At 51.9% G+C, this 24661-nt stretch carries 22 protein-coding genes, 1 tRNA gene and 1 pseudogene; 18 read left to right on the forward strand and 6 right to left on the reverse strand.

The window, feature by feature from the left end; translation table 11 throughout:
- Nucleotides 1-146: 146 nt before the first annotated feature.
- From LDL70_RS01915 to LDL70_RS01930, 4 genes are all read right to left on the reverse strand, one after another.
- Nucleotides 147-1583, reverse strand: coding sequence for a PLP-dependent aminotransferase family protein (locus tag LDL70_RS01915; protein ID WP_225686459.1), 1437 nt, complete (start codon nt 1581-1583; stop codon nt 147-149).
- Nucleotides 1584-1656: 73 nt separating this feature from the next.
- A complete protein-coding gene (locus LDL70_RS01920; RefSeq protein ID WP_225686461.1) occupies nt 1657-2334 on the reverse strand; it encodes an MOSC domain-containing protein in 678 nt (225 codons plus the stop codon).
- Between the two features lie 68 nt (nt 2335-2402).
- Nucleotides 2403-2476 (reverse strand) — tRNA-Cys (locus LDL70_RS01925).
- A gap of 233 nt (nt 2477-2709) precedes the next feature.
- Nucleotides 2710-3879, reverse strand: coding sequence for an AraC family transcriptional regulator (locus tag LDL70_RS01930; protein WP_225686463.1), 1170 nt, complete (start codon nt 3877-3879; stop codon nt 2710-2712).
- 368 nt (nt 3880-4247) lie between these two features.
- Here LDL70_RS01930 and LDL70_RS01935 point away from each other — a divergent pair, with 368 nt between their 5' ends.
- From LDL70_RS01935 to LDL70_RS01965, 7 genes and pseudogenes are all read left to right on the forward strand, one after another.
- The gene (locus LDL70_RS01935; protein ID WP_370637798.1) at nt 4248-5222 is read left to right on the forward strand and encodes a UDP-glucuronic acid decarboxylase family protein; all 975 of its coding nucleotides are present in this window, start codon (nt 4248-4250) and stop codon (nt 5220-5222) included.
- Complete coding sequence (galE, locus tag LDL70_RS01940; RefSeq protein ID WP_022709478.1) at nt 5219-6205, forward strand: UDP-glucose 4-epimerase GalE; 987 nt, start codon at nt 5219-5221, stop codon at nt 6203-6205. Before LDL70_RS01935 ends, galE begins: the two co-directional genes overlap by 4 nt.
- Nucleotides 6202-8055, forward strand: a pseudogene (locus LDL70_RS01945) (glycosyltransferase family 2 protein). Before galE ends, LDL70_RS01945 begins: the two are co-directional and overlap by 4 nt.
- Nucleotides 8056-8195: 140 nt before the next feature.
- Nucleotides 8196-9644 carry a UDP-glucose/GDP-mannose dehydrogenase family protein gene (locus tag LDL70_RS01950; protein ID WP_225686465.1) on the forward strand — a complete coding sequence of 483 codons (1449 nt, stop codon included), beginning with the start codon at nt 8196-8198 and terminating at the stop codon, nt 9642-9644.
- Complete coding sequence (locus tag LDL70_RS01955) at nt 9641-10237, forward strand: DUF995 domain-containing protein (RefSeq protein WP_151158548.1); 597 nt, start codon at nt 9641-9643, stop codon at nt 10235-10237. Before LDL70_RS01950 ends, LDL70_RS01955 begins: the two co-directional genes overlap by 4 nt.
- 15 nt (nt 10238-10252) lie before the next feature.
- A complete protein-coding gene (locus LDL70_RS01960; RefSeq protein ID WP_022709481.1) occupies nt 10253-11209 on the forward strand; it encodes a glycoside hydrolase family 26 protein in 957 nt (318 codons plus the stop codon).
- Nucleotides 11210-11240: 31 nt separating this feature from the next.
- Nucleotides 11241-11762, forward strand: a complete 522-nt coding sequence (locus LDL70_RS01965; RefSeq protein WP_225686467.1) for a DUF995 domain-containing protein — start codon at nt 11241-11243, stop codon at nt 11760-11762.
- Nucleotides 11763-11795: 33 nt separating this feature from the next.
- Here the strand turns inward: LDL70_RS01965 and LDL70_RS01970 are convergent, their stop codons facing one another.
- A complete protein-coding gene (locus LDL70_RS01970) occupies nt 11796-12173 on the reverse strand; it encodes a hypothetical protein (protein ID WP_225686469.1) in 378 nt (125 codons plus the stop codon).
- Nucleotides 12174-12998: 825 nt separating this feature from the next.
- Here LDL70_RS01970 and LDL70_RS01975 point away from each other — a divergent pair.
- The 11 genes from LDL70_RS01975 (at nt 12999) to tdh (ending at nt 23825) form a co-directional block, all read left to right on the forward strand.
- Complete coding sequence (locus tag LDL70_RS01975) at nt 12999-14108, forward strand: extracellular solute-binding protein (protein WP_022709484.1); 1110 nt, start codon at nt 12999-13001, stop codon at nt 14106-14108.
- A gap of 116 nt (nt 14109-14224) precedes the next feature.
- Nucleotides 14225-15211, forward strand: coding sequence for an ABC transporter permease (locus LDL70_RS01980; protein WP_033315823.1), 987 nt, complete (start codon nt 14225-14227; stop codon nt 15209-15211).
- Nucleotides 15211-16005, forward strand: coding sequence for an ABC transporter permease (locus LDL70_RS01985; RefSeq protein WP_022709486.1), 795 nt, complete (start codon nt 15211-15213; stop codon nt 16003-16005). The genes LDL70_RS01980 and LDL70_RS01985 overlap by 1 nt, the downstream gene beginning before the upstream one ends.
- Nucleotides 16005-17081, forward strand: a complete 1077-nt coding sequence (locus LDL70_RS01990; RefSeq protein ID WP_225686471.1) for an ABC transporter ATP-binding protein — start codon at nt 16005-16007, stop codon at nt 17079-17081. Before LDL70_RS01985 ends, LDL70_RS01990 begins: the two co-directional genes overlap by 1 nt.
- A 78-nt stretch (nt 17082-17159) precedes the next feature.
- On the forward strand, nt 17160-18659 hold the full coding sequence (locus tag LDL70_RS01995; protein ID WP_225686473.1) for an NAD(P)/FAD-dependent oxidoreductase: 1500 nt from the start codon (nt 17160-17162) through the stop codon (nt 18657-18659).
- On the forward strand, nt 18659-19162 hold the full coding sequence (locus LDL70_RS02000) for a CMD domain-containing protein (RefSeq protein WP_225686475.1): 504 nt from the start codon (nt 18659-18661) through the stop codon (nt 19160-19162). The genes LDL70_RS01995 and LDL70_RS02000 overlap by 1 nt, the downstream gene beginning before the upstream one ends.
- On the forward strand, nt 19155-19730 hold the full coding sequence (locus tag LDL70_RS02005; protein ID WP_225686477.1) for a peroxidase-related enzyme: 576 nt from the start codon (nt 19155-19157) through the stop codon (nt 19728-19730). The genes LDL70_RS02000 and LDL70_RS02005 overlap by 8 nt, the downstream gene beginning before the upstream one ends.
- A gap of 29 nt (nt 19731-19759) precedes the next feature.
- A complete protein-coding gene (locus LDL70_RS02010; protein ID WP_022709491.1) occupies nt 19760-20365 on the forward strand; it encodes a helix-turn-helix domain-containing protein in 606 nt (201 codons plus the stop codon).
- Between the two features lie 58 nt (nt 20366-20423).
- Nucleotides 20424-21506: an NAD/NADP octopine/nopaline dehydrogenase family protein gene (locus tag LDL70_RS02015; RefSeq protein ID WP_225686486.1), complete on the forward strand. Its 1083-nt coding sequence runs from the start codon at nt 20424-20426 to the stop codon at nt 21504-21506.
- 86 nt (nt 21507-21592) lie between these two features.
- The gene (locus LDL70_RS02020) at nt 21593-22780 is read left to right on the forward strand and encodes a glycine C-acetyltransferase (RefSeq protein ID WP_075654271.1); all 1188 of its coding nucleotides are present in this window, start codon (nt 21593-21595) and stop codon (nt 22778-22780) included.
- A 10-nt stretch (nt 22781-22790) separates the two neighbouring features.
- Nucleotides 22791-23825, forward strand: coding sequence for an L-threonine 3-dehydrogenase (tdh, locus tag LDL70_RS02025; protein ID WP_225686488.1), 1035 nt, complete (start codon nt 22791-22793; stop codon nt 23823-23825).
- A 68-nt stretch (nt 23826-23893) separates the two neighbouring features.
- Here tdh and LDL70_RS02030 read toward each other — a convergent pair whose 3' ends face one another.
- Complete coding sequence (locus LDL70_RS02030) at nt 23894-24553, reverse strand: TetR family transcriptional regulator (protein ID WP_151158543.1); 660 nt, start codon at nt 24551-24553, stop codon at nt 23894-23896.
- Nucleotides 24554-24661 lie beyond the last annotated feature (108 nt).

Here is a 24661-nt window from a genome sequence, read left to right on the forward strand (position 1 = left end):
CAAAAAAGATTCAAAATGAAAATCTTTTTCATTGAAGTGTCACAGAAATAAATTTCTACGATGCAGAATGAAATTCAGCCGCTGTTCGGATGGGAACAGCGGCATGAAACAGGTTCAACAGAGAGGGAGCCGAAGGCTTTGTTATATCAGGCTTTTGACCGCGCCAATATCTGCACCATCCGTGCGAGTTCGGCTTCACTTGAATTGGCAAAGCCAATGCGGAAAGCCTGTGTGGCACGGCTTTTATCCAGCTCAAAATGTGCACCGGGCAAGACGGAGAGGCCGGAACGGGCAGCATTTTCAGACCATGTTTGTGCACAAAACCCCTGATTGAGTCTGAACCAGATGGCCAGACCACCGGCCGGAAGCGAGAACCGGCCGTCATCGCCGAGCAGGTTTTGCAACTGTCCGGCGAGAAAGTCGCGTCTTGCGTGATAAATCCGGCGGGCTTTGCGAGCATGGCGCTTGATAGTGCCGTCAGCGAGCAGGTCACTCAGGGCAAGTTCCAGCGGCAGATCGCCCTGCCGGTCAATCGCCTCACGGTGCCGGATCATCCGCCTGAGAATATCCGCCGGTGCAACGGCATAGCCGATACGAATGCCCGGAGCCAGAACCTTGGACAGGGAGCCGAGATAGATAACCGGCAGTTCCTTGCCGGAACGCGCGGTTAATGGCAGGACAGGGCGGCCGTCATAGCGATATTCATTGTCATAATCATCCTCGATAATGACCAGTCCGTAACGCTGTGCAATATCAAACAGGCGCAGCCGTCTTGCGGCTCCGAGTGTGACTGTTGTCGGATATTGATGATGCGGTGTCAGGTAAACAGCTTTGAGCTGCGGGTCTTGTCGGGCAAGTGCCTCAAGAGCATCAACATCAATCCCGCCTTCATCCACCGTTATGCCGCAGATGTCTGCGCCCGCCGCACGAAATGCCGACCATGCCAAAGGATAACCCGGCTGCTCAACGGCAATTTTTGTGCCGGGTTCAATGATTGCTTTCGCGGCCAGAAACAGCGCCATCTGGCTGCCTCTGGTAATGAGGATATCTTTCTCAGTTGCCACCAGACCGCGCTCGACATTCAGATAGGATGAAAGATTTTCCCGCAATGATTTATTGCCTGCCGGATCACTATAGGAGCCGCCATGGGTGAAATTGGTGCTTGTCAGTGCACGGCGGAAAGCCTGCGCAAAGGCGGTTGTCGGCAGTAGTCGTGCATCCGGCGCGCCGTCAGAAAATTTGAGTGTAAAAAGCGGCAGATTGCTGTTCACGGGAGAAGGCTGTTTACCGGCCGGTGCTGTTTTTCCTGAGCCGGAAACATCCGGCAGGTCATGGGAAACAAAGGTGCCGCGCGATGGTTCAGCTGAAAGCCAGCCCTGCATTGTCAGTTCGTGATAGGCCGCATCAACAGTATTGCGGTTGAGCTTGAGTGTTTGCGCCAGCGAACGTGTGCCGGGTAAAGCCGCGCCGGGTTTAAGACGGCCGCGTTCAATCTCGCCGATAATAGAGCGGGCTAAGGCCAGAAAAATCGGTTCCCGTTCGCGGGCAGAGACTTCGATTGCAAGTGCAGTACTTTTTCTCATCACAGACCTGAATTGATAAAGGCAGGATACTGCCTGTTCCATATTAGAGCGGAAGAGAGGTTTCAGGCGCCGGTCAGCCTTGCAGGCGGCGTGACCAATCCTCCGTTTTTCGTGTGGCTAGTCGCTTGACGGCGTAATCACGCCAGCTCTGCGCAAGATGTTCAAGATCGGCCATCACAGCCAGTTCTGCAAAATTCAGTGTATCGACATATAAAATATGCCACGCCTTGCGGATGGTCCAGTCAGGTGAGGGACGCTCAATCAGCCGTAATGTATCGCCGGCTTCAACAAAGCCCTCTTGTAAAACACGATAATACCAGCCGGTTCGGCCGCTGCGCTGGACGCGCAGTGACATGTCACCGGTGTCAAAGCGGAAGTTAAGCTTCCAGCAGGGCTGACGCCCCTGACTGACCTGAATAACGGCGTCGCCAGCCTGAAATATGTCCCCGATTGCAATAGTCTCTTCTGTCAGGCCGGTGGTCGAAATATTTTCACCGAACGCGCCTGCTTGTTGCAAGACATCCCGCTCGCCGATTTCCTGCCTCCAGATCGCATAATGTTCATAGGCATAATGATGAACAGCTTTTTCCGGCCCGCCGTGATGCTTGCGATCGCCTTGTGCATCCTTGGTGAAGCCTTCTATGCCGAGCCAGTTCTTGCCCTGTGACGGGGTTTTTGCAATTGCACTGGGGGCTTCGCGGGGGCCTAGCGGGACGACGGAACCGGTCAGAACTGTATTTATCGAAATCATATTTGCGTTCTCTGGGCGTAAGAAGAGAGCCATTTCTGACCAATATTATGACTGATATTGGTCAGAAATGGAGGCCGACCTTGGATTTGAACCAAGCTGAACGGATTTGCAATCCGTTGCGTAACCTCTCCGCCATTCGGCCTGATCTTGAGGCTTAGGATCGTGCAGTTTTCAAAATATCTTGGGAGGATGTTTTGTAAAACCGTCTCCTGAATAATGCTGTTCAGGGTAAAGCGGATGGTCCGGTTTTTATATTCTGAACAGGCCGGTAGCGATGTGCGATGCATAGAAATACAGAATAGAAAATCAGATTAATCAGTATATCTGTCAGTTAACCGGCCTGTTATTGTCGGATTGTTTATGCTGTTGCTTTTATTACAGGTCAAGATTGCGCAGCCAGTTTTCAAAACTGACCTGTTTGCTGTTCGGGACAGGAAAATCTGTCGGTTCCGGATGCGGTGCGGATAGGTTTTTGCGCACTTTGCTCGGGCTGACACCGAACTCATTGGTGAATGCGCGGGTGAAATTTGCGGCAACATCAAAACCGGCCGTTTGGGCAATGTCGAGAATTCTGTCCTGATTGGCCGGATCCTGCAATGTTTCATAGGCCGCTTGCAGGCGCTGTTTGCGGATATAATTCAGAACGCCGCCATGGGACTCGAACAGCTGATAAAGCCGCGTGCGGGATATGCCGACCGACCGGCAGATTTTCTCTGCTGTGAGTTGCGGATCGTGCAGATTGTGATGAATGTAGTGATGCACCCGTTCCATGGTGCCGAAGCCGATTTGACCCGGATGGTCATGGTCTGGGCGGACACAGGGCTCAACGCCGTTCACAATCATATTCCTGATTGTTTGTACAATACCGGGCAGATCATCCAGTGTCAGCGAGGGCAGATGTGTTTCAACCTGAGCCAGAAAATTCGCCAGCAGCGTGGCAAGCGTTCCTGACAGGATGGAATTATTGACAGACTTGAATAGACCGGCCTCGCCGGAAAACAGGCTGTAAGGCATATAGAGCAGCACAATTTCAGAACTGGTGCAGCGCCCCCGATAGGGGTGTCCGAGTGTACGGAAAGCCACGCGACCCGAGCCGGTTTTAATGACTTTGCCGTCAACCTCCGTCCATGCCTGTCCGCTGCGTCTTAATCCCAGATACCAGTGATCAATCGGGCTGTAGCGCAATTGTGCAGCCGTGCGGGCGTAGCTATAGGCATCGCTCTGCTGCCGGACAAACAGCATTTTACCGAAATGCCAGACAGTATGACTCGCGAAAAATCCGTCCTCAGGCAGAATATTGTCCGGCAAACGGACATCAATAATCGGCCGCATATAAGCGCGCCATGCCTCGAATTGCTCTTCGGGAGGCAGGTCCTGCGTGGAAAAATGCAGCGACGGTAAAGGCGGCGCGGTTGAAGGAATGATCACCGGCTCAAGAACATCCTGACCGGTGCGGGGAAAGCGGCGGCGCTCAACCTGCGGCCATGTTGCTTCAGCTCTCAGCCGGTCAGGGTTTCCTTCCGGAGTGTCAGACTGCTTATGCATCCGGTTCCTCCCGTCCACTGCATCTCTTAGCAGTGAAAGCCTGTGAAATCTCTCAGCACATCATCCTCAAGCAATATCTTATCATATCAAATAAGAAATGTACGAAATGATAATTTTCAGGATGCAGCGATAACGACAATCCTCTGACAGAGCGGTATATAGTATATGAAAGTAATTTCGTTAAAATTCTGTTTATACTTTGAGTATTTTTAGTAAGTTTACTTAAGTAATTTCATTAAATTTCTTTTTACATCAATGCAGATTTAAAGATAAATTTGATGGAGTTGAAGATGAGTGAACTTAATCAACATATTGGTAATCAGTCTGGCAGAACACCTGTACGTGAGCTTTATGCTGTTCAGTCGGATATATTACATAAGCAGATTATTGTTACAGGCGGAGCCGGTTTTCTCGGTTCGCATCTCTGTGAGCGTCTCCTCCGTTCAGGCCATCGGGTTATCTGTGTTGATAATTTCTCGACTGGCAGCAAGCAGAATATTATGCATCTGCTTGGCTATGACACTTTCAGTGTTATTGATCATGATATTGTTGAGCCGTTCGATCTGGAAGCGGATGAGATTTACAATCTCGCTTGTCCCGCATCACCGCCGCATTATCAGGCCGATCCTGTACATACAACGCTGACCAGTGTGCTGGGCGCGTATAATCTGCTGACACTGGCTGCCCGCTATAATGCCCGCATTTTTCAGGCGTCAACATCCGAGGTTTACGGCGACCCGCATATTCATCCGCAGGTCGAAACCTATTGGGGCAATGTCAATCCGTTCGGCCCGCGCTCCTGCTATGATGAGGGAAAGCGCTGTGCGGAAACCCTGTTTTTCGACTTCCACAAAGCCTATGACACCGAAATAAAGATCGTCAGGATTTTCAATACTTTCGGCCCGAATATGCGACCGGATGACGGACGTGTGGTCTCCAATTTTATTGTTCAGGCGCTGAAGGGCGAGGACATTACAATTTACGGTGACGGCACGCAGACCCGTTCTTTCTGCTATGTGGATGACCTGATCGAAGGTTTTGTCCGCCTGATGGCGGCCGATGCATCGGTGACAGGACCGGTTAATCTGGGCAATCCCGGTGAGTTTATGATCGGTGAACTGGCGAAGATCGTGATTGATCTGACAGGTTCACGCTCGCGTATTGTTCATCATCCGCTGCCTGTCGATGACCCGCGTCAGCGCCGTCCTGATATCTCGCTTGCAATGCGCGAACTGGGCTGGCAGCCGCAGGTGCAGCTGACCGAAGGTCTGGAAAAGACGATCACCTATTTTGACAGCCGTCTGAGCCTCTCCGGCAACAGATTACGGGAGATGGCCAGATGACAGCAAAGCGCATTCTGATTACGGGCGGTGCCGGTTACATCGGGAGCCATACAGCCAAGCTTCTGAAATTCCGGGGTATTGAGCCGGTTGTTTATGACAATTTGTCCACGGGGCACCGGTCTTCCGTGCGCTATGGCCCTCTTGTTCAGGCCGATATTCTGGACACGATGCTGCTGACGGAAACGATCCTGCGTTATATGCCGGTTGCTGTTATTCATTTTGCCGCATCCGCCTATGTCGGGGAATCTGTCACAGACCCTGCAAAATATTACCGTAATAATGTCTGCGGAACTTTGTCTTTACTGGATGCCTGTCGCGAGACAGGGCTGGATAAGGTGATCTTTTCTTCGAGCTGCGCCACTTATGGCGTGCCGGCAAATTTGCCGGTTGCGGAAACTGCCGCTCAGATCCCTGTCAGTCCTTATGGTCAAACTAAGCTGATTGCTGAACATATGCTGGCTGACTATGCCTCGGCTTTCGGGCTGCGTTATGTGGCTTTGCGCTATTTCAATGCCTGCGGTGCTGATCCGGAAGGTGAGCTGGGAGAGTGGCATGATCCGGAAACCCATCTCATCCCCCGCGCGCTGCTGGCCGCAGCCGGAAAAATCGCACAGCTTGAGATTTTCGGAGATGATTATGACACTGAGGACGGCACCTGTGTGCGGGACTATATTCATGTCACTGATCTCGCCCGCGCCCATGTTCTGGCTTACGATTATCTTGCTGGTGGCGGTGACAATCTCGCTGTCAATCTCGGGACAGGACGCGGCTCTTCTATTCGCGAAATTCTCAATACGATCGACAAGGTAACCGGCCGTCCGGTTCCCATCATTATTCGTCCGCGTCGCGCAGGTGACCCGCCGGCTCTTTATGCCGATCCTGCTCTTGCGCGCCATATGCTCGGTTTTGAACCGCAATATTCGGATCTGGAAACAATTGTCCGGACTGCGGCTCCTTTCTTCGGACTGGAGGCGAGATCATGACACGTCCTGCCATCAACAGACAGAAGTCTTTCACGCTGAATGGTGAACCGCTGCTGGTATCCGTATTTCAGGGCTACAGACGTACAGAATATATTGCCGGTGTTGCCATATGGCTGGCAGCTTTCATCTATTTCTGGGTCTGGTGGCTGCAGCCTGAGCATCATGTGAGCACTTTCGGAACGATTATCACAACCGCGGCGCTGGCATGGCTAACATTGATTCCTGCTTATTTTCTGGTCATGTTTTACTTTGCGGTAAAGCCTGTCGGTGCTTTGCGCATACCGCAGAACAGCCGGATCGCTATGGTTGTGACCAAAGCGCCGTCAGAGCCGTTTCCCATTGTTGCTGAAACACTGCTGGCGATGCTGGCGCAGACACAGCCGCATGATACCTGGCTTGCGGATGAAGATCCGTCACCGGAAACACTGGCATGGTGCCGTGAACACGGAGTTTTCGTATCGACACGCAAAGGCCGCGCCGATTATCACCGGCAGACATGGCCGCGCCGTACACGCTGCAAGGAAGGCAATCTTGCGTTTTTCTATGATCATTACGGCTATGAGCGCTATGATTTTGTTGCGCAGCTTGATGCCGATCATGTGCCTGAACCGGATTATCTCTGGCAGATGTTGCGGCCTTTCGCCGATCCGGCTGTCGGTTATGTTTCCGCACCCAGTATTTGTGACCGCAATGCTGCGGAAAGCTGGTCGGCACGCGGGCGTCTCATTGCAGAAGCGAATTTTCATGGATGCTTGCAAGCAGGTTATAGCGGCGGTTTCGCACCGATGTGTATCGGTTCTCATTATGCCGTGCGTACTGTGGCACTCAGGGAAATCGGCGGGCTCGGACCGGAGCTGGCTGAAGACCATTCCACAACGCTGATGATGAATGCCTATGGCTGGCGTGGTGTCCATGCGATTGATGCCATTGCGCATGGCGATGGTCCGCGCACTTTCGGCGACCTGATTACGCAGGAATTTCAGTGGGCACGCAGCATTGTAATGATCCTGCTGCAATATTCGCCGGATCTGATCCCGCGCCTGACAGCCCGTTTGCGGTTTTCATTTTTGTTCTCACAATTTTGGTATCCGCTGTCTTAGCTACTGACTGCAACACTCTTTGCCATGTCGGTTATTGCGCTCATTCGCGGTAAGCCTTTTGTTGCTGTCACATATCCTGAATTTTTGACGCATTTTCTGCCGATGTCGCTGATCCTTCTGGTTTTCGCCTATCGCTGGCGGGCAACCGGAACATTCAGACCTGTAAATAGTCAAATTCTGAGCTGGGAAGGCATACTCTTTTTGCTTGCCCGCTGGCCTTGGGCACTGGCAGGAACACTTGCGGCATTACGCGACTGGATGACCGGATCTTTTGTTGACTTCCGCGTTACGCCGAAGGGAACATCCGAGGTTGATCCACTGCCTTTCAGGGTCTTGGTGCCTTATGCAATCATTGCGCTTGGTTCTGTTTTTGCTGTGCTTTTGGTGTCTGATGCCGGTGAAAGCCGCGGATTTTATCTCTTCGCCATTTTCAACAGTGTGATTTATGCAGTGCTGATGATCGTGGTGCTTGTCCGGCACAGCGTGGAAAACAAAGTGCGTATGACCACACGCTATTATCGTCCGGTTCTATTGGCGACCATTCTGACCCTTATCATTCTGCCCGGATTTGCAACTTTTGAACGGGGACGTGAAAGCCTCGAAGTGCTTGCCTTGGGCGCAAAACATGTCCGGCTTTTCGAAGAACGTTATTCGGCAGCCGGTGCCGGTGTCGGCGGACAATCGCTGCGCATAACCACATTCAGCCCGCATTGGCGCTCAGACGCATCAACAAACATATCGGAAGATTAGAGTGTATCCCGAAAAGCGGGAACCGGTTTTCGGTTAAGATACGAGTAAAAACAAAGAGATAGAGCATTTCATCGGATTTAGTCAAAACTGACATGCTCTAGGAAATTATAACAGGGAGGCGCCTCAGGGCGTTGCAGATCATGAAAATCACGATGATAGGAACCGGATATGTCGGACTCGTCAGCGGCACCTGTTTTGCACATTGGGGCAATGACGTTATCTGTGTCGATAAGAACGCTGCAAAAATAGCCGGACTTAATCAGGGCATCCTGCCGATTTATGAACCGGAGCTGGACGGGCTGGTCAGCAAATATCATCAGGCGGGACGTTTGTCTTTCACCTGTGATCTGGCAGCAGCGGTCAAAGATGCGGATATTGTATTTATCGCTGTCGGTACACCGGCGCGCGCCGGTCACGGCGATGCGGACCTGTCATTCGTCTATATGGCTGCCAAGGAAATCGCACCGTATCTGGCGGAAGGTGCAGTGGTCGCGGTGAAGTCCACTGTGCCGGTCGGCACCGGCGATGCGGTTGACAAGATTATCGGCTCGGTGCGCCGACGCGGCAGCTATTCGGTCGCCTCCAATCCTGAATTCCTGCGCGAAGGCGCAGCCATCCCGGATTTTCTGAAGCCTGACCGTGTGGTGATCGGTGTTGAGGATATGCATGCACAGACTGTGCTGATGCAACTTTATCGCGATGTTTTTGCACCGCATGATGTGCCGGTTGTGGTTACCAGACGGCGCACATCCGAGCTGATTAAATATGCCGCTAATGCATTTCTGGCGACCAAGATTACCTTCATGAATGAACTGGCCGACCTGTGTGAACTGGCAGGCAGTGATATCAGTGATCTGGCGCTGGGTATTGGTCTTGACCGGCGCATCGGCTCCAGCTTCCTGAATGCAGGTCCCGGCTATGGCGGTTCCTGCTTCCCGAAAGATACGCTGGCTCTGTTGCGCACCGCTCAGGATTACGGCGTAGCCCTGCGGGTAGTCGAGGAAACCGTAACAGCAAATGAAGCACGCAAACGCAAAATGGCGCTGAAGGTGCTTGATGCTGTCGGCGGCGATGTGGACGGGCTGACCATTGCGGTTCTCGGTCTGACATTCAAGCCGGATACGGATGATATGCGTGAGGCACCGTCGGTTCCTCTGATCGAGACTTTGCAGCGTTTCGGGGCAACGATCCGCGCTTTTGATCCGGTGGGTATGCCAAATGCCGCGCAAATGCTGGATGATGTGGCTTTGATTGATGATCCTTATGAATGCGCACGCAATGCAGATGCCGTTGTCATCGTGACAGAATGGGATTGTATCCGCAGGCTGGATCTGACCCGCTTGAGAAAACTCATGAACGCACCCGTTCTTGTTGATCTGCGCAATGCAGTTTCTCAGGAAAGTGCAGAGGCCGCAGGATTCCGTATCACGATGATTGGTAAACCGGTCCGAAATAACAAGGAAACACATTCTGCCGCTCTGGCAGAGAAGGAAGCAAAGTCTGCTGTAACGGCAGGAGGGGGCGTAAGAGGCAGGCTTCACACCGGCAATGATGGAAAAGCCGGAACAGCAGGGAGAAGCAGGCTATGAGCAGAGATAACAACAAGACCAGAATTCAGAAATATGGTGCAGGCTTACGCAGATTTAGTGTTATGCTGGCCGCACTGACAATGACGGGTGTGCCCGTTATACCGGCCGGTGCCGCAGAACCGGTCAAAGTGCCCGCACAGGCAAGAGCAATGTCCGCTGCAGAGCTCTATGTGCTTTACCGGAATAAAACCTGGCAATGGCCGGACGGCGCAGGCCGTATGCAGGAAAAAGACCGCACCTTTATCGGCTGGTCAGGCTCAGGGAATGATACCCGTTGGGCTGAAGGGCGGTGGGTGCTGAGTGATACGGGGCTGATGTGTCTGAAAGCTGAATGGCATGGCGTACAGACAAAACAGGCCAATAAAACCTGTTTCCGCCACCGTATTTATGAAGACACGATTTATCAGAAAAAAGAACCTTCCGGCAGCTGGTATGTTTTTAAACATGCCAAGGCCGCAGACAGTGATGAGTTCAAAAAACTCATTGCTGAAGACACGGTGAGCGCTCAGCTGGCAAAGCTGCAGCCGTTCACGCAACAGGCAGATGCCAAACAGCAACCGTTCTCTGCACAGGCTCCGAACGGTACAAATTAATGCAGGAGAAAGGCAATGGATAGGATATCCAAAATTATTGCATTGTCATTCGTCGGGGTCATGTTGTCCGGTACTGCTCATGCCGCAAGCAGCACTCCGCTTGGTATCCCTAACGAGATGTCAGCAACTCAGGATCAGCCGTCCACGAAACGTCCGGTGATAACACCATCCTCTATAGGCTTTGGTGCTTATGACCCGCATGGCGATTTCGGTGATGACAAGAATTCCAAAATCGAACATCTGTTTCTGCCATGGGAAGATGTTGAGCTGGGGTCATTGGCACTTGCCGATGATTACGCGCTCAAACGCGGCCGCACATTGTTGATTTCAGTCGAGCCATGGTCGTGGTCGCCGGACTGGCGTATTTCCTCACCGCAGCTTTTGCAGAGCATTCTGAAAGGGGAGCGGGATGTGTATATGGCAAAGGTCTGCACAGAAGCGGCAAAACTGAAAAGTCCGGTTATCATCCGTTGGGCGCAGGAAATGGATGAAACGGATAACCAGTTTACCTGGGCGCATTGGCAGCCCGATGAATATGTAAAGGCGTATCAGCGTATGGTGCGTGTATGCAAAGAAAGTCTGCCAAATGCCAAATATATGTGGTCACCAAAAGGCAATGAGGGGCTTCAGGCCTTTTATCCCGGCGATGACTATGTTGATATTGTTGGGCTTTCCGTCTTCGGTTACCAAAAATACGACCGTGCAACCAAGGGCGGGGATCAGACTTTCTCTGAACGTCTGGCACCGGGCTATGACCGTGTAAAAGGCTTCGGCAAACCGATCTGGGTCGCCGAGCTGGGCTATGACGGCGATGCCGCATATGACCGGAACTGGGCTGAGAATGTTGCCAAGGCTCATCCGGAATTTCCTGAACTGAAAACCGTGGTTTATTTCAATGACCGTGAAGTTTATCCATGGGCGAACGGTTTCGGGAAGCCTGAATGGCGCGTTGTGAATACACCAACCAACTGAACCACGCTGTCTGAGCGTGAGGGAGGCGATTATGTCAATGTTTCGTGCAATGACACTTATAATAGCGGTAGCCGGCGGATTGGGTTTGAGCGTTTCCGCTGGTCTTGCGGCTCCGGCAGCGGCTCAGACAGCGTCAGGTGCAGACACGGCTAAGCCACTCAGCAGTTCCGAAATTTACCGGATTTACAGCCATAATTCATGGATGTGGAAAGACGGCGCCGGTTATTTTGCCGTGTCAAAACGGCAATTCAAGGCATGGTCCGGCAGGGGCCGCAATGCTTCTGCCGGTCAGGGGATCTGGTTTATCACCGATCCCGGAAAATTATGTTTCCGTGCGACATGGTATGAAAAAGGTACCAGTTTTCCGGCAACAACCTGCTTCAGCCACCGCGAAAAGAACGGCGTTATTTATCAACGAAAAGAGCCGAATGGTGACTGGTATATTTTCAAACACGCACCGGCAAGAAAAGGTGATGAAATCACCAAATTCCGCCGGGGTGATTATGTGAGCAGACAACTGGACCGCATGATGCCGGCTATGGCATCCAACTGACTATGAAGCTGGCGGCAGATATCTTGTTTGCCGTCAGCTTCTGTTAAAGCAGCGTGTTTTGCTGCCGAAACCACTTGGTGTGCAGATATAAGGCGCACGTCCCAGATAATTTGCGGAAGCCACTCTGACTGATTTTGAAGATGTCACTGTTTTGGTAGCAGCAACACGCGGTGCACGTTGCGTGCGCGGGGCTTGTATATCATCTGCTTTGGCGATGGCAGTGGTTTTTGCAGGCAGGCCATAACCGACTTTGGTGACAGATGTTGCCTGTGTTTCAGCAACATTATAGCCAGTGCTGCATCCGGCAATAGCCAGACTGCCAGCCAGAACGGCTGTAAGAGCGAGTGTTGTGGATTTGAAAGGCATGCGATTACGGTGACCCGCGAGGATCTTTGCGGAGAAGAGTTGCATTCGTGTGAACCTTTGTTCCGATGCCGTGACACAGGAACGTATAAACTGAATAAATTAATACGAAGTGATTAAGATCGGGACAATTAGCAATTGAAGCATTGCCTAATTGAGTTAGATCTAAAGTTGTAAGGGCTTCATATAGTATCAGTCACGGGAACCCAACCCCTTTTCGCGGGAATGCTGCCGGACAGCGGATCAGGCTTGTAACTCATGATACCGTTTTTTGTACTTGTCCGGCGTGCTGCATAAAATTTACTGCAATTCAATAACTTGCCTGCCTGCAACCGTTTTCCCTGCAATCGGCAGCATCAAGGCGTTTGTGTTAGATTTTTGTACAGATGGTTTAATTTGCGTCGAAATGGCGCATGCAGGTCAGGAGATTCTCTCTGTGAGATTTATCCGGTTTCATTGTTGAGCTGTGCAGAAGCGGAAGCAGCGGAAAAAATCCGCTATAAAAGATTTTTCAGTTTGGGTTGCACAGAGCAGAATTGTCAATTCTCCTGCGTAAATCAGACGTGACTAAAAAAATATTCTCTGGTAAAATTTATCAATAAAATTATGATGTTAGATCAAATGCAATTTTGATTTGCTTTGCATTTTAAGGACTGTTGTTTATAGTTGTTGATTATAATGCTAAAAATTATTTCTTTATAATAAAGCCCTTGACATATTTCTGCTTTATCGGAATTATCCATTTTAGCGGACATTTTTCCACCAGATCCGATATTTCTGCCGAAGGGAAGCGGCGAAGTATTTTCAATTGATCCTGTGGGTGAGCCTGATCTGCGCCTGATAATAAAAAACAAATATCTTCAGGGGAACATAATGAGGAAGACTCTTCTGGTTAACCGCCGGTCAGCATTGAAGCTGGTTGCGGCAGGGACAGCTGTGCTGTCGTCACCATATATCATCAGACCGCGTCCGGCATGGGCTGAAAACGGCGTTCTGAATGTTACAACCTATGACAAATTTCTGCCGCAGGACTTTTTGGACAAGTTCCAGAAGGATACCGGTATTGAAGTGCGCGTTCGTCTGACAGACGATCAGGGCAAGCAATATAACCTGCTGACTGCAGAAGGCGCCAATCCGTCAACCGATATCGTGACGGTTGCAGGGCACCGCTATAGCCAGTTCATCCAGTCCAAGCTGATTTCTGCAATTGATACAGATAAAATCAGCAACTGGAAAAACCTTAATTCTGTCTATCAGGATGCCAAATGGGCACGCGTTGAGGACAAGCTCTGGGGGCTGCCAATTCTGGCTGGCTATGAGGGGCTTGCACGCAATACTGATTACGTTAAGGAAGCGGACAGTCTGGAGATCATGTTTGATCCGGAATATAAGGGGCAGACCTCTTATATCGTCAGCGACTTCCTGACACTGGCCATGCAATATCTTGGCTATGACGGTGACTTTGTCAGCTATACGGATAATCGTGAGCTTGCACAAAAGGCTACCAATGATGCCCGCGACCTCCTGATTAAACACAAGGATATGGTGCGTAAATATTACGATGCCGGTTCCGAAGTGCAGCAGATGTTTATCAATGAAGATATTTATCTGGCGCATTCCTGGTCAGGCCCGGTTGCCAAGCTGATTATGGAAGGCCATCCGATCCAGCTTTCTGCACCGAAAGAAGGCACATTCGGCTTCGTATATACGCTGAACATCGTCAATAATGCGCCTAATCAGGAAAATGCCTATAAGCTGCTTAATGCAGTTCTGGCAGATCCGGCAGTCGGTGCATCGATGACCCGTCAGTCCGGCTACAGTTCCACCATCAATGGTGTGGCTGATCTGCTGAATGACCGTGAGAAGATGGCAGCAACCTTGCCGCAGAACCAGCTTGAGCGGGTTATCTTCTTCAGCTCTGTCAACCGCGATATGAAAAACGAACTGGTTGACCGTGCGACCGCTGAGGTCAAGGCCGCCTGACGGTTCTGCGTTCTGAATGAATGTTTGCGCCCGATCCGGCGCAAACATCCTTCCCGTAAAATGACTGTCTGATGAAACAGCACGACATGCGTCGCAGGGCTGAACAGGAAAGCTATATGTCTGACACCTCTATCAGGGACGATATTGGTATAAGCCAAAAAGCGGAAATGCCGCGCTATTCAACACGGATAGCAAAAGTCATGAATTCCGGCTTGTATCAGAAAACATTGGGAGCCGCGGTCAATTCGCGTTACGGACGCGTGATCCTGCTGGCAGGTTTTCCTCTGCTCTGGCTCATTTTTCTGCATGTCGGGCCGATTTATCAGATGCTAAAAATCAGCCTGATGTCGCAATATCCGCTGCCTGCAGGCAGTGAGCCGCAATATACGCTGGATAATTATGCGATCTTCTTTCAGGAGTCGATTTACTTCACGCCCCTGATCCGCAGCTTCTTTTTCTCGCTTTTTGCAACTACAGCCACCCTGATCGTGGTTTATCCGGTTGCCTATTATGTTGCGAAAATTGTGCGTCCGGAGGGTCGCTCCAAAGCACTGCTGCTGCTGCTCGTCCCGTTCTGGGCAGGGGAGCTGATCCGCACATTCTCGGTGATTATGCTGCTGGCAAACCGTGGTGCGCTCAATGTTTTTCTGCGGGAAATCGGTCTGATCGACCGGCCGATCCAGATGCTTTACGGCCCGTTCTCTCTGACATTCGGCCTGATCTATCTCGTGTGCCTGTATATGTTGCTGCCGCTTTATTCAGCGATTGAGAAAATCCCGTCATCCTATCTCGATGCCGCTGCCGATCTTGGTGCAGGCCCGTGGACACGGTTCCGCAGAATTATTCTGCCTTTGTCCAAGGAAGGCATTATTTCGGGTTGCTCACTGGTCTTTCTCACAACAGTCGGTGTTTTCGCCACGCCGATGCTGCTTGGCGGGCCCGGCACAGTGATGTTCCCTGAAACCATCAGCGGCTTCTTCCACGGCGCCAGCAATAAATGGCCGGTAGGCGCGGCTTTTGCCATCATCATGCTGGTAACCGCTTTAACCGCAGCCGGAATTTTCATGCGCCTTGTCGGCGGCCGTAAACGGAGGGTGATCTGATGCGTAACCTGTTTCATGATGCACCGCGCACGGCTCTGACAGCAACCTATTGGGCCTTTGTCATCTATCTGATGCTGCCGCTGATGCTGATGATGGCGATGAGTTTTAAAGATGCCAGTTTCATTGCTTTTCCGATCAGCGAATGGACCTTCGACTGGTATGTCAAGGTCATGCAGGACAAGCAGTTTCTCGAAGCTGTTATCTATTCCGTTCTGATTGCTGCGGCGACCACGCTGGCGGCTACGACGATCGGCACATGGATTGCCATGCTGATTGTGGCGGAAGGGATTAAAGGTCAGGCAATTATTTTTGCGCTTGCCTGTCTGCCTGCCGTGGTGCCGGGGATGATCTCGGCGATTTCGATGCGCATTTTCATCTCGTCCATTGATATGCCGACAGGTACAGCCGCCATTATTCTGGGGCACACAGTACACGCCGTGCCTTTTGTGGTGGTGATGGTGCTGACAAGACTGCGCACAATGCCGGGCAATCTGGTGGATGCGGCGCGTGATCTCGGGGCGGACAGCGTTGTGGCTTTCTTCCGGGTGACACTGCCTTATCTCTGGCCTGCAATCATGGGCGGTATGATCTTTTGCGTGCTGCTGTCGATTGATGACTTTGTGCGCACCTTCTTTCTGGGTGGTTACAAGCCGACGCTCCCGATGCTGATTTTCGCCAAAGTGCAGGGCGGTATGTCTCCTGAAATCAATGCCATGGCAACGCTTGTCCTTTTGGTGACCGCAGCCGTTGGCCTCTATGCAGAATATAAAACCCGCCGTTCGAGGACACGCTAATGGAACCGATCGTTAAATTTGAGAATGTAACAAAAAGCTATGGTTCTTTTGTTGCGGTGGAAGAGCTTAACCTGACCATTGAAGCAGGCAAATTCATCACATTGCTCGGGCCTTCCGGCTGCGGTAAATCCACCACTTTGCGCATGCTCGGCGGCTTTGAAACACCGACATCCGGCCGCATTATCATCGCAGGCAAAGACGTGACAAAGCTGCCGCCTAACAAGCGCGATGTGAATATTGTGTTTCAGGATTATGCGCTGTTTCCGCATATGTCCGTTGCTAAGAATATTGCCTTCGGTCTGGAGCTAAAAGGCCGCGACAAGCACTTTATTCACAAGCGGGTGACCGAGCTGCTGGAACTGGTGCAGTTGCAGGATTATGCACATCGCCTGCCGTCAGAACTTTCCGGCGGTCAGCGTCAGCGTGTGGCTCTGATGCGTGCGCTTGCACCGGATCCGCAGGTTTTGCTGCTGGATGAGCCGCTCTCGGCACTCGATGCAAAACTGCGCCAGCAAATGCAGATCGAACTGAAATCCATTCAGGAAAAAACCGGCAAGACCTTTGTCTTTGTTACACATGATCAGGAAGAGGCACTTACAATGTCTGACCAGATTATTGTGATGAACAAAGGTCGCATTGAACAGATGGGTGATCCGCATACACTCTATCGTGCACCGAAGAGCGTTTTTGTTGCCAATTTTATCGGTGAAACCAATCTGCTGCGCAGTCAGGTTTCCGGCGTTGAAAATGATATGCTGAAGCTGAACTGGAATGACAATATTCTGACGGCTCCGCGCGGCACTGCGAGCGCTTCAACGCAGGACGGCTATTTCATTGCTCTGCGCCCTGAAGCGATCCGCTGCACAGAAACAGCTCCGGAAAGCCAGAACCGTCTGAAGGGCCGCATCCGTCAGCTGGTGTTCAAAGGCAATCATACATCTGTCTTTGTTGAAGTGGACGGCGGTACCGTTCTCAATGCGCTCAGCCATCCGGCAGATATCACTTCTTCCGTCGGGGATGACATCTGGGTCAGCTGGAAGCCGGAAAGCGCAACAGTCCTGCCTGTTTCGAGCTGAGGTCATGCAGATCATTCCGGTCGCTTTGATGTGGCCGGAACTTCATCATTATCTGAGAAAACCGGATGGAAATGAGTTATGCAATATAACGTGCAGGCACCGCTTAACGTTGCCGCTTCCACTCTTGAAGAACTGGAACATCGTGTCCGCGATGATCTGGCCTGTCTGTGTTATCCGCCTGCAAACTGGGTGGAAACAACTGATGGTGCAGAGAAAGTGCATGATGTCGTGATTATCGGCGGCGGCATGTGCGGGCTCGTTGCCGGATTTTCACTGCTGGCGGGCGGCATCCGGAATATTCGTATTTTTGACCGCAGTCCTGAAGGTTTTGAAGGCCCGTGGCTGACCTATGCGCGTATGGAAACACTGCGCTCACCAAAACAGCTGACAGGCCCTGCCTATGGTATTGCTTCGCTGACATTCCGCTCGTGGTACGTGGCGCAATTCGGCAATGATGCATGGGCTGAGATGGATAAAATCCCGCGCCCGATGTGGATGGACTATCTGCGCTGGTACCGGAAAGTTCTGTCTCTGCCGGTTGAGAATAATGTCGAGGTCAAATCCATCCTGCCGAAAGGGTCGCTGATGCGCCTGACACTGGCGGGTAGCGGTGCAAAGGAAGCGACTATTCTGGCGCGCAAAATTGTCATGGCGACTGGCCGTGACGGTATGGGGCATCCCAATATTCCGGATTTTGTAGCGGGGCTGGACAGGAAGTTCTGGGCGCATTCTTCTGATGCGATTGATTTTCAGGCGCTGCGTTCCAAACGGGTGGTTGTGGTCGGTGTGGGAGCCTCTGCGGTGGATAATGCCGCCGAGGCACTGGAAGCCGGTGCCAAAGAAGTGCGCCATCTTATCCGCCGCAAGGAAATGCCGCAGATCAACAAGCTGATGGGTATTGGCTCCTTTGGTTTTACGGCCGCTTTTTCCAAATTGGATGATGCACGCCGCTGGCAGATCATGAATTATTCATTACGCACCCAGACCCCTGCGCCGCGCGGCTCAACGCTGCGGGTCAGCCGTCATGACAATGCGTATTTTCATTTTAATGCCGGTGTGAAATCGGTCGAGCAGAGCGGTGATGAACTCATTATCACAACGCAGGACGGTAGCCGGCTGGTTACGGATTTCCTGATCCTCGGCACCGGCTTCACCGTTGACCCGCTGGCACGCAAAGAACTGGAAGCCTATGCGGATAAAATCCTGCTCTGGCGCGATTGCTATACACCTCCGGCCGGTGAAGAAAATAAAGAACTCGGCAATCATCCTTATCTCTCAGCGGATTTCTCTTTCCGCGAGAAAGAGGCGGGCACGGCTCCCTGGCTGGCTAATATCTATAGTTTCAATGCCGGTGCGGCGGCCAGTCTTGGCAAGCTGAGCGGCGATATTCCGGGCATCAGCGAAGGCGCGGCCATTCTCGCCCGTGAGATTGCAGCCCGGCTTTATCAGGAAAATTTTGAGCAGCACTGGCAGGCTTTGCTGGATTACAGCACGCCGGAACTGCAGGGCGATGAGTGGAAAGCTTCACCTTTGCCGGATGCAGAGCAGATACAGTCGCAACAGGCGGAGGAGGTATAATGACGGAAACTGCGGATATTCTTATCAGCGCCGCCGGTATCGGAGCCACAGATCCTCTGCGTGAGGTACTGGCAGGCCGTGCGGATATTCTGGCGCTGACACAGCAAACCCATGACAGTGCCTTAATGCCTGCCGATGCGGGTGGGCTATCCCGTGCCGAACGCGCTGCCATTGCGGTGCGAGTTGCCAGACATAATCAGGACGAAGCGCTGACACAGCATTTCACAACTTTGCTGGAACAGGCGGATAATGCTGCAGAAGCGGCTCTGATCGCTGATCTGAGCTTCAGCGGCGGTGACGATCAGCGTTTGCAGGCTTTGATCCGGCATACGGATATTGTGACGCGCTCTCCTAAAGATGCCACGGGTGCCGATATTGAAAAGCTGCGTCAGGCCGGTGTGAATGACGCTGATATTGTACGGCTTTCGGAGCTTTTGGCTTTTGTCAGCTATCAGATCCGCGTTGCAGCCGGTTTGCGTTTGATGAGAGGTTTACATGGGTAAGACCATTCATGAATTCACGACAACAGTGCCGGTCTGGAAACCCTATGTGACGCCGGTTGTGCTGGCGGATGCAACGCCGGAGCAGTTGGATGCGCTGAAAGTCACGCCATCCAACACCAAGGTTTCTGACTATCTTCTGGTGCTGGCGCATGATGCTGAAACGCTGAAACACCGGTCTCCGCTGTTTAACGGCGTGATGTATAATCGCGGCGGCATGTCCCGCGCAGAGCGGGAAATCGGGGCAGTGGGAGCCTCGGTTGTAAACCAATGTATCTATTGCGCGGCGGTACATGCAAGCCGCTATAATCAGCTGGCAAAGGAAGAGGATACCATTGCCGCCATTTTTAAGGATGGTGTGAATGCGGATATTGAACCGCGGCTGAAAGCAATTTTCAATTTTGCAGTTCGCCTCTCGGCCTGCCCGCCGCAGGCGGACGCAACTGACATGCAGGCTTTGGCTGAGGCGGGGCTGGATCAGAATGAAATCCTCGATCTCATTTTGTCTGCATCGCTTTTCGGCTGGGCAAACAGACTGATGCATACATTGGGAGAGCCTGTAGAGGAATAGGTCTGCGGCATAGTTTGAGGAGTGAGCAAATGAAGCAGCTGACACCACCGGAAATCGGGCCTCGTTTGCAGGCTTTGCGTAAAGAGCGAAAACTTACACTGGCAGATCTCTCCGTTATGGCAGGTGTATCGCGTTCCATTCTTTCCGAGATCGAGCGCGGTAATGCCAATCCGACCTATGGCACGCTGTGGCATCTGACACAGGCGCTTGGGGTTAATCTGGATTGCCTGATGGGCGGCGTGACCAATGAGCGGACAGATCAGATTCATCTGCTGCCCGGCAATCTGACGCCGACAATCCGCAGTCCGGACGGTACCTGTACTTTGCAGATTCTGGCACCGGCCGGCATGATTGCACTGATCGAATGGTATCTCCTGAATTTTGATCTCAACGGCAAACTGGAGAGTGAGGCGCACAGTCCGGGAACAATGGAGCATCTGCATTGTCTTGAGGGTGAAATTCACGTTTCCAACACAGCGTCGCAAACGGTGGTCAGGGCAGGCGAGACAGCCCGTTATTCGGCAGAGGTGCCGCATTGCCTGACCAGTATCGGCAGCCAGCCTGCCAAAGCTTTTCTGGTCGTTGCCTTTGCCGGTGTGAATGGCGGTTTTGGCAGCAATTTACGACCCAAATAACAAAATGCGGAACAACCGCAGAATAATTTGAATGATTATGAGTGAGGAACAAAAAACTATGCGGGTAGGGATTATTGGCGCCGGATCAATCGCGTTTGGTATGGCAGCATTTCTGGAGCAGGCAGGCCATACAGCTATTCTCTGGTCACCATCGGGTGAGCGCACAAAAGCGCTGGCTGCAGGCGAGGCGCTGACTGCCTCCGGTGCTGTGACCGGCACATTCCGGCCGCAGGTGGCTGCTGATGCACGTACATTGGCCGAAGGTTCTGATGTGCTGGTGGTGGCTCTGCCTGCCTATGGGCACAAGGCGGTGCTGGATGCTGTGGCACCTTATATCCGTGCGGAGCAGAGCGTTATCATCAGCTCCCATGCCTCCTTTGGTGCGCTCTATCTGTCCCGTCTGCTGGCTGCGCGTGATATCAGCGTTCCGGTTATTGCGTGGGGAACTACGATTGTCTCAGGCCGTCAGCTGAGCCAGACGGAAGTGAATGTAAATACTGTGCGCAAACGTATTGATCTTGCGACAGTGCCGGAGTCGCGCAGCGCAGAAGGGCTGGCACTTTGCCAGACATTGTTCGGGGATCGTTTCGTGGACCGCGGCAGCCTGCTGGCCATCGCTTTGTCCAATCTCAATCCACAAAACCATATGGGTATTGCACTGGGGAATATGACCCGTATGGAACGCGGTGAAAGCTGGAGCCAGGGGCAGAATGTAACACCGAATGTCGGGCGTCTTCTGGAAGATCTGGATCAGGAGCGCATCAATGTTGCTACGGCTCTGGGGCTGCAAGTGCGGACAATTTTCGAGCATTTCCATCTTTCATTCCATGTTCCTGTCAGCTCGATTTCGCAGATGAATCAGGAAATGCATGCCGCAGGCAATGGCGGTTCCGGCCCGACCACAGCGGACAGCCGCTATGTCACGGAAGATGTGCCGTTCGGTCTGGTGATGACTGCCAGACTGGCACGCCTTGCAGGTAAGCCTGCCGAATTGCATGAAGCAGGCGTTAAAATCTTCTCGGCAATGTACGGACGGGATTTTACTGCTGAAAACGATCTTTTGAACGCATTGGATATGGATGCGCTTTCCTTGTCTGATCTGACCGGACTTTGCAAAAATGGCTATGCAACCGGTCAATAACTGATCTGCATTCTGTCTGCCCTGCATCGGAAAATACTGATAAAATGCAGGGCAGATGCCGGTATAATTGTGAGAGAGCTTCAAGCATGACACATGATTTTCTTCGACATCTCCGTTCCGAGCTGGATGGCCTGAAAACATCCGGCCTGTATAAGACCGAGCGTATTATTACCTCCAAACAGGCCGGTGAAATCGAAGTGGCCTCGGGAGATCGCGTTCTGAATTTTTGTGCCAATAATTATCTCGGACTGGCGGATAATGAAGAACTGACAGAATCTGCCAAGCAGGCGCTCGACCGTTATGGCTACGGCATGGCTTCGGTGCGCTTTATCTGCGGGACGCAGGAAGAGCACAAACAGCTGGAAGACCGGATTTCCTCATTCCTCGGTATGGAAGATACCATTCTTTATTCTTCCTGTTTTGATGCGAATGGCGGGCTTTTTGAAACGCTGTTCGGTGAAGAAGACGCAATTATTTCTGATGCGCTGAACCATGCCTCGATTATTGACGGTATCCGCCTGTCGAAGGCAAAACGGTTCCGTTACGCCAATAATGATATGGCCGCGCTTGAAGAAGAGCTGAAGAAGGCGGAAGGCTCCCGCTTTAAACTGATCGCCACAGACGGCGTGTTCTCGATGGACGGGATTATTGCCAATCTGCAGGGCGTTTGTGATCTCGCAGACAAATATAATGCAATGGTCATGGTCGATGACAGCCATGCGGTTGGTTTTGTCGGCAAAAATGGTCGCGGCTCTGCTGAATATTGCGGCGTTGAAGGACGGGTTGATATTATCACCGGCACGCTCGGTAAGGCGCTTGGCGGTGCATCCGGCGGCTATACATCTGCCAAGGCTGAAACTGTGGAATGGCTGCGTCAGCGCTCACGGCCTTATCTGTTTTCCAACACGCTTGCGCCGGTTATTGCTGCGGCATCACTGAAAGTTTTTGATCTCATCGAAAACGGTGCGGAGCTGCGCGCGCGTCTCGCTGCGAATGCAGAACTGTTCCGCCGTGAAATGACGAAACTCGGTTTTACACTTGCCGGAGACGGCCACCCGATCATTCCGGTGATGCTGGGTGATGCTGCGCTGGCACAGGAAATGGCCGCGCGAATGCTTGAAAAAGGCGTCTATGTAACCGGCTTTTCGTTCCCTGTGGTGCCGAAAGGTCAGGCGCGTATCCGTACACAAATGTCGGCAGCCCATTCGGAGCAGGATGTACGCAAAGCCATTGCGGTCTTTGAACAAACCGGCCGTGAATTAGGCATTATCTGAGGGAACTCCAATGACGAATATGATGAAAGCCCTGGTGAAAGCAAAGGCAGAACCGGGTCTGTGGATGGAGCACGTCCCTGTTCCTGAGATCGGCCCGAATGATGTGCTGATTAAGGTCAAAAAATCCGCAATCTGCGGTACGGATGTGCATATCTGGAACTGGGATCAGTGGGCGCAAAACACCGTGCCTGTCCCGATGGTTGTCGGTCATGAATTTATGGGCGAGATCGCAGAGATCGGCTCGGCTGTAACTAAATATAAAGTCGGCGAACGCGTCTCGGGTGAGGGGCATATTGTGTGCGGCAAGTGCCGTAACTGCCGTGCGGGGCGTGGCCATCTGTGCCGTAATACGCTGGGTGTGGGTGTGCACCGCGCGGGTTCTTTCGGGGAGTTCATCTGCCTGCCGGAATATAATGTGGTGGCAATTCCCGAAGAAGTGCCGGATGAAATCGCCGCTATTTTTGATCCTTTCGGCAATGCGGTGCATACGGCTTTGTCCTTTGATCTGATTGGCGAAGATGTGCTGGTTACTGGTGCAGGCCCGATCGGCATCATGGGGGCAATGGTCGCCAAACGTGCAGGCGCGCGCAAGGTTGTCATCACTGATATTAATCCGGTGCGGCTGGATCTGGCCAAAAAAGTCGGCATTGATTATGTGGTGGATGCCTCAAGAGAAAATCTTGATGACGTGATGAAGTCTATCGGTATGACAGAAGGCTTTGATGTCGGGCTGGAAATGTCCGGTGCTGCACCCGCATTCCGCGATATGATCGACAAGATGAATAATGGCGGCAAGATCGCTATTCTCGGTATCGCCCCTGCCGGTTTTGAAATCGACTGGAACAAGGTCATTTTCAAAATGCTTAATCTGAAAGGCATCTACGGGCGGGAGATGTTTGAGACCTGGTACAAGATGATCGCCTTTGTGCAGGGCGGGCTTGATCTGTCTCCGGTTATTACGCACCGTATCAAGATTGATGAATTCCGCGACGGTTTCGAGGCCATGCGCTCCGGTAATTCCGGCAAAGTTGTCATGGACTGGTAAATACGGCTTGCGCTTTCTATGCTGCCGTCAGATTTTAGCGATCTGACGGCAGTTTTATTTCATAAGGCTTATTCCGCGCCTAGCTTCAGATATTTCTCAATCATATCCACAACGTGAAGGCGGCGTGTGCGGATATTCTCCTCCGAGGATATATCGACGCCAAAAGTAACGGACAGCGTATATTGGCTGGAAAGATACATGAAGCTGAGAGAGACGATAGAAATGTAAAGCTGGGTGGCGTCGATCCCTGAGCGGAATATTCCTGCTGCAACACCGCGGTCGAGCTGTGTCTGAATCGACTGGATAAACGGGCGTGACGAGCGCGGTATGCTCGGGATGGTACGGATGAACTCCCCTTGCAACAGGTTTTCGCCAAGTACGAGTTTGATAAAAGCGGGGGTGTCCCGCATATAATCAAAGGTGAATGCGGTCAGGGTTTTAATAGCATCCATCGGGTCGCGGTCGAGTATGCTCAGCTCTGCTTCCCTGCCGCGCAGCTGATTATAAACCTGTTCCAGAGCCGCTTTATACAGCGTCTCTTTGTTCTGGAAATAATGGTAAAGCATGCGGATATTACAGCCCGCACGCTCGACGATACGCGATGTGCTGGCGCCGCTCAGGCCATATTCGCAAAATTCAACAATGGCTGATTCGAGAATAGCCTGGCTTGTGGCTTGTGCATTGCGCGAGCGCACAGCTTTGGAAGTGTTCATATCCACTTTACTCATTCTGTAATCCTCCAACGCTCTGACATTTCAGAGCGTATATTTACGCATTTTGCAATGAGGGTAATTGACAAGAAAGTAAGTAATAGCTTACTTATTTAAAAAAAACTA

This window comes from Pseudochrobactrum sp. XF203 (assembly GCF_020341615.1).
Lineage (GTDB): Bacteria > Pseudomonadota > Alphaproteobacteria > Rhizobiales > Rhizobiaceae > Pseudochrobactrum > Pseudochrobactrum saccharolyticum.

What these genes read in the sequence shown, in the direction of transcription:
- LDL70_RS01915 (WP_225686459.1), bottom strand. Translation starts at nt 1,583, where the DNA reads ATGAGAAAAAGTACTGCACTTGCAATCGAAGTCTCTGCCCGCGAACGG.
- LDL70_RS01920 (WP_225686461.1), bottom strand. Translation starts at nt 2,334, where the DNA reads ATGATTTCGATAAATACAGTTCTGACCGGTTCCGTCGTCCCGCTAGGC.
- LDL70_RS01930 (WP_225686463.1), bottom strand. Translation starts at nt 3,879, where the DNA reads ATGCATAAGCAGTCTGACACTCCGGAAGGAAACCCTGACCGGCTGAGA.
- galE (WP_022709478.1), top strand. Translation starts at nt 5,219, where the DNA reads ATGACAGCAAAGCGCATTCTGATTACGGGCGGTGCCGGTTACATCGGG.
- LDL70_RS01950 (WP_225686465.1), top strand. Translation starts at nt 8,196, where the DNA reads ATGAAAATCACGATGATAGGAACCGGATATGTCGGACTCGTCAGCGGC.
- LDL70_RS01955 (WP_151158548.1), top strand. Translation starts at nt 9,641, where the DNA reads ATGAGCAGAGATAACAACAAGACCAGAATTCAGAAATATGGTGCAGGC.
- LDL70_RS01960 (WP_022709481.1), top strand. Translation starts at nt 10,253, where the DNA reads ATGGATAGGATATCCAAAATTATTGCATTGTCATTCGTCGGGGTCATG.
- LDL70_RS01965 (WP_225686467.1), top strand. Translation starts at nt 11,241, where the DNA reads ATGTCAATGTTTCGTGCAATGACACTTATAATAGCGGTAGCCGGCGGA.
- LDL70_RS01970 (WP_225686469.1), bottom strand. Translation starts at nt 12,173, where the DNA reads ATGCAACTCTTCTCCGCAAAGATCCTCGCGGGTCACCGTAATCGCATG.
- LDL70_RS01975 (WP_022709484.1), top strand. Translation starts at nt 12,999, where the DNA reads ATGAGGAAGACTCTTCTGGTTAACCGCCGGTCAGCATTGAAGCTGGTT.
- LDL70_RS01980 (WP_033315823.1), top strand. Translation starts at nt 14,225, where the DNA reads ATGTCTGACACCTCTATCAGGGACGATATTGGTATAAGCCAAAAAGCG.
- LDL70_RS01985 (WP_022709486.1), top strand. Translation starts at nt 15,211, where the DNA reads ATGCGTAACCTGTTTCATGATGCACCGCGCACGGCTCTGACAGCAACC.
- LDL70_RS01990 (WP_225686471.1), top strand. Translation starts at nt 16,005, where the DNA reads ATGGAACCGATCGTTAAATTTGAGAATGTAACAAAAAGCTATGGTTCT.
- LDL70_RS01995 (WP_225686473.1), top strand. Translation starts at nt 17,160, where the DNA reads ATGCAATATAACGTGCAGGCACCGCTTAACGTTGCCGCTTCCACTCTT.
- LDL70_RS02000 (WP_225686475.1), top strand. Translation starts at nt 18,659, where the DNA reads ATGACGGAAACTGCGGATATTCTTATCAGCGCCGCCGGTATCGGAGCC.
- LDL70_RS02005 (WP_225686477.1), top strand. Translation starts at nt 19,155, where the DNA reads ATGGGTAAGACCATTCATGAATTCACGACAACAGTGCCGGTCTGGAAA.
- LDL70_RS02010 (WP_022709491.1), top strand. Translation starts at nt 19,760, where the DNA reads ATGAAGCAGCTGACACCACCGGAAATCGGGCCTCGTTTGCAGGCTTTG.
- LDL70_RS02015 (WP_225686486.1), top strand. Translation starts at nt 20,424, where the DNA reads ATGCGGGTAGGGATTATTGGCGCCGGATCAATCGCGTTTGGTATGGCA.
- LDL70_RS02020 (WP_075654271.1), top strand. Translation starts at nt 21,593, where the DNA reads ATGACACATGATTTTCTTCGACATCTCCGTTCCGAGCTGGATGGCCTG.
- tdh (WP_225686488.1), top strand. Translation starts at nt 22,791, where the DNA reads ATGACGAATATGATGAAAGCCCTGGTGAAAGCAAAGGCAGAACCGGGT.
- LDL70_RS02030 (WP_151158543.1), bottom strand. Translation starts at nt 24,553, where the DNA reads ATGAGTAAAGTGGATATGAACACTTCCAAAGCTGTGCGCTCGCGCAAT.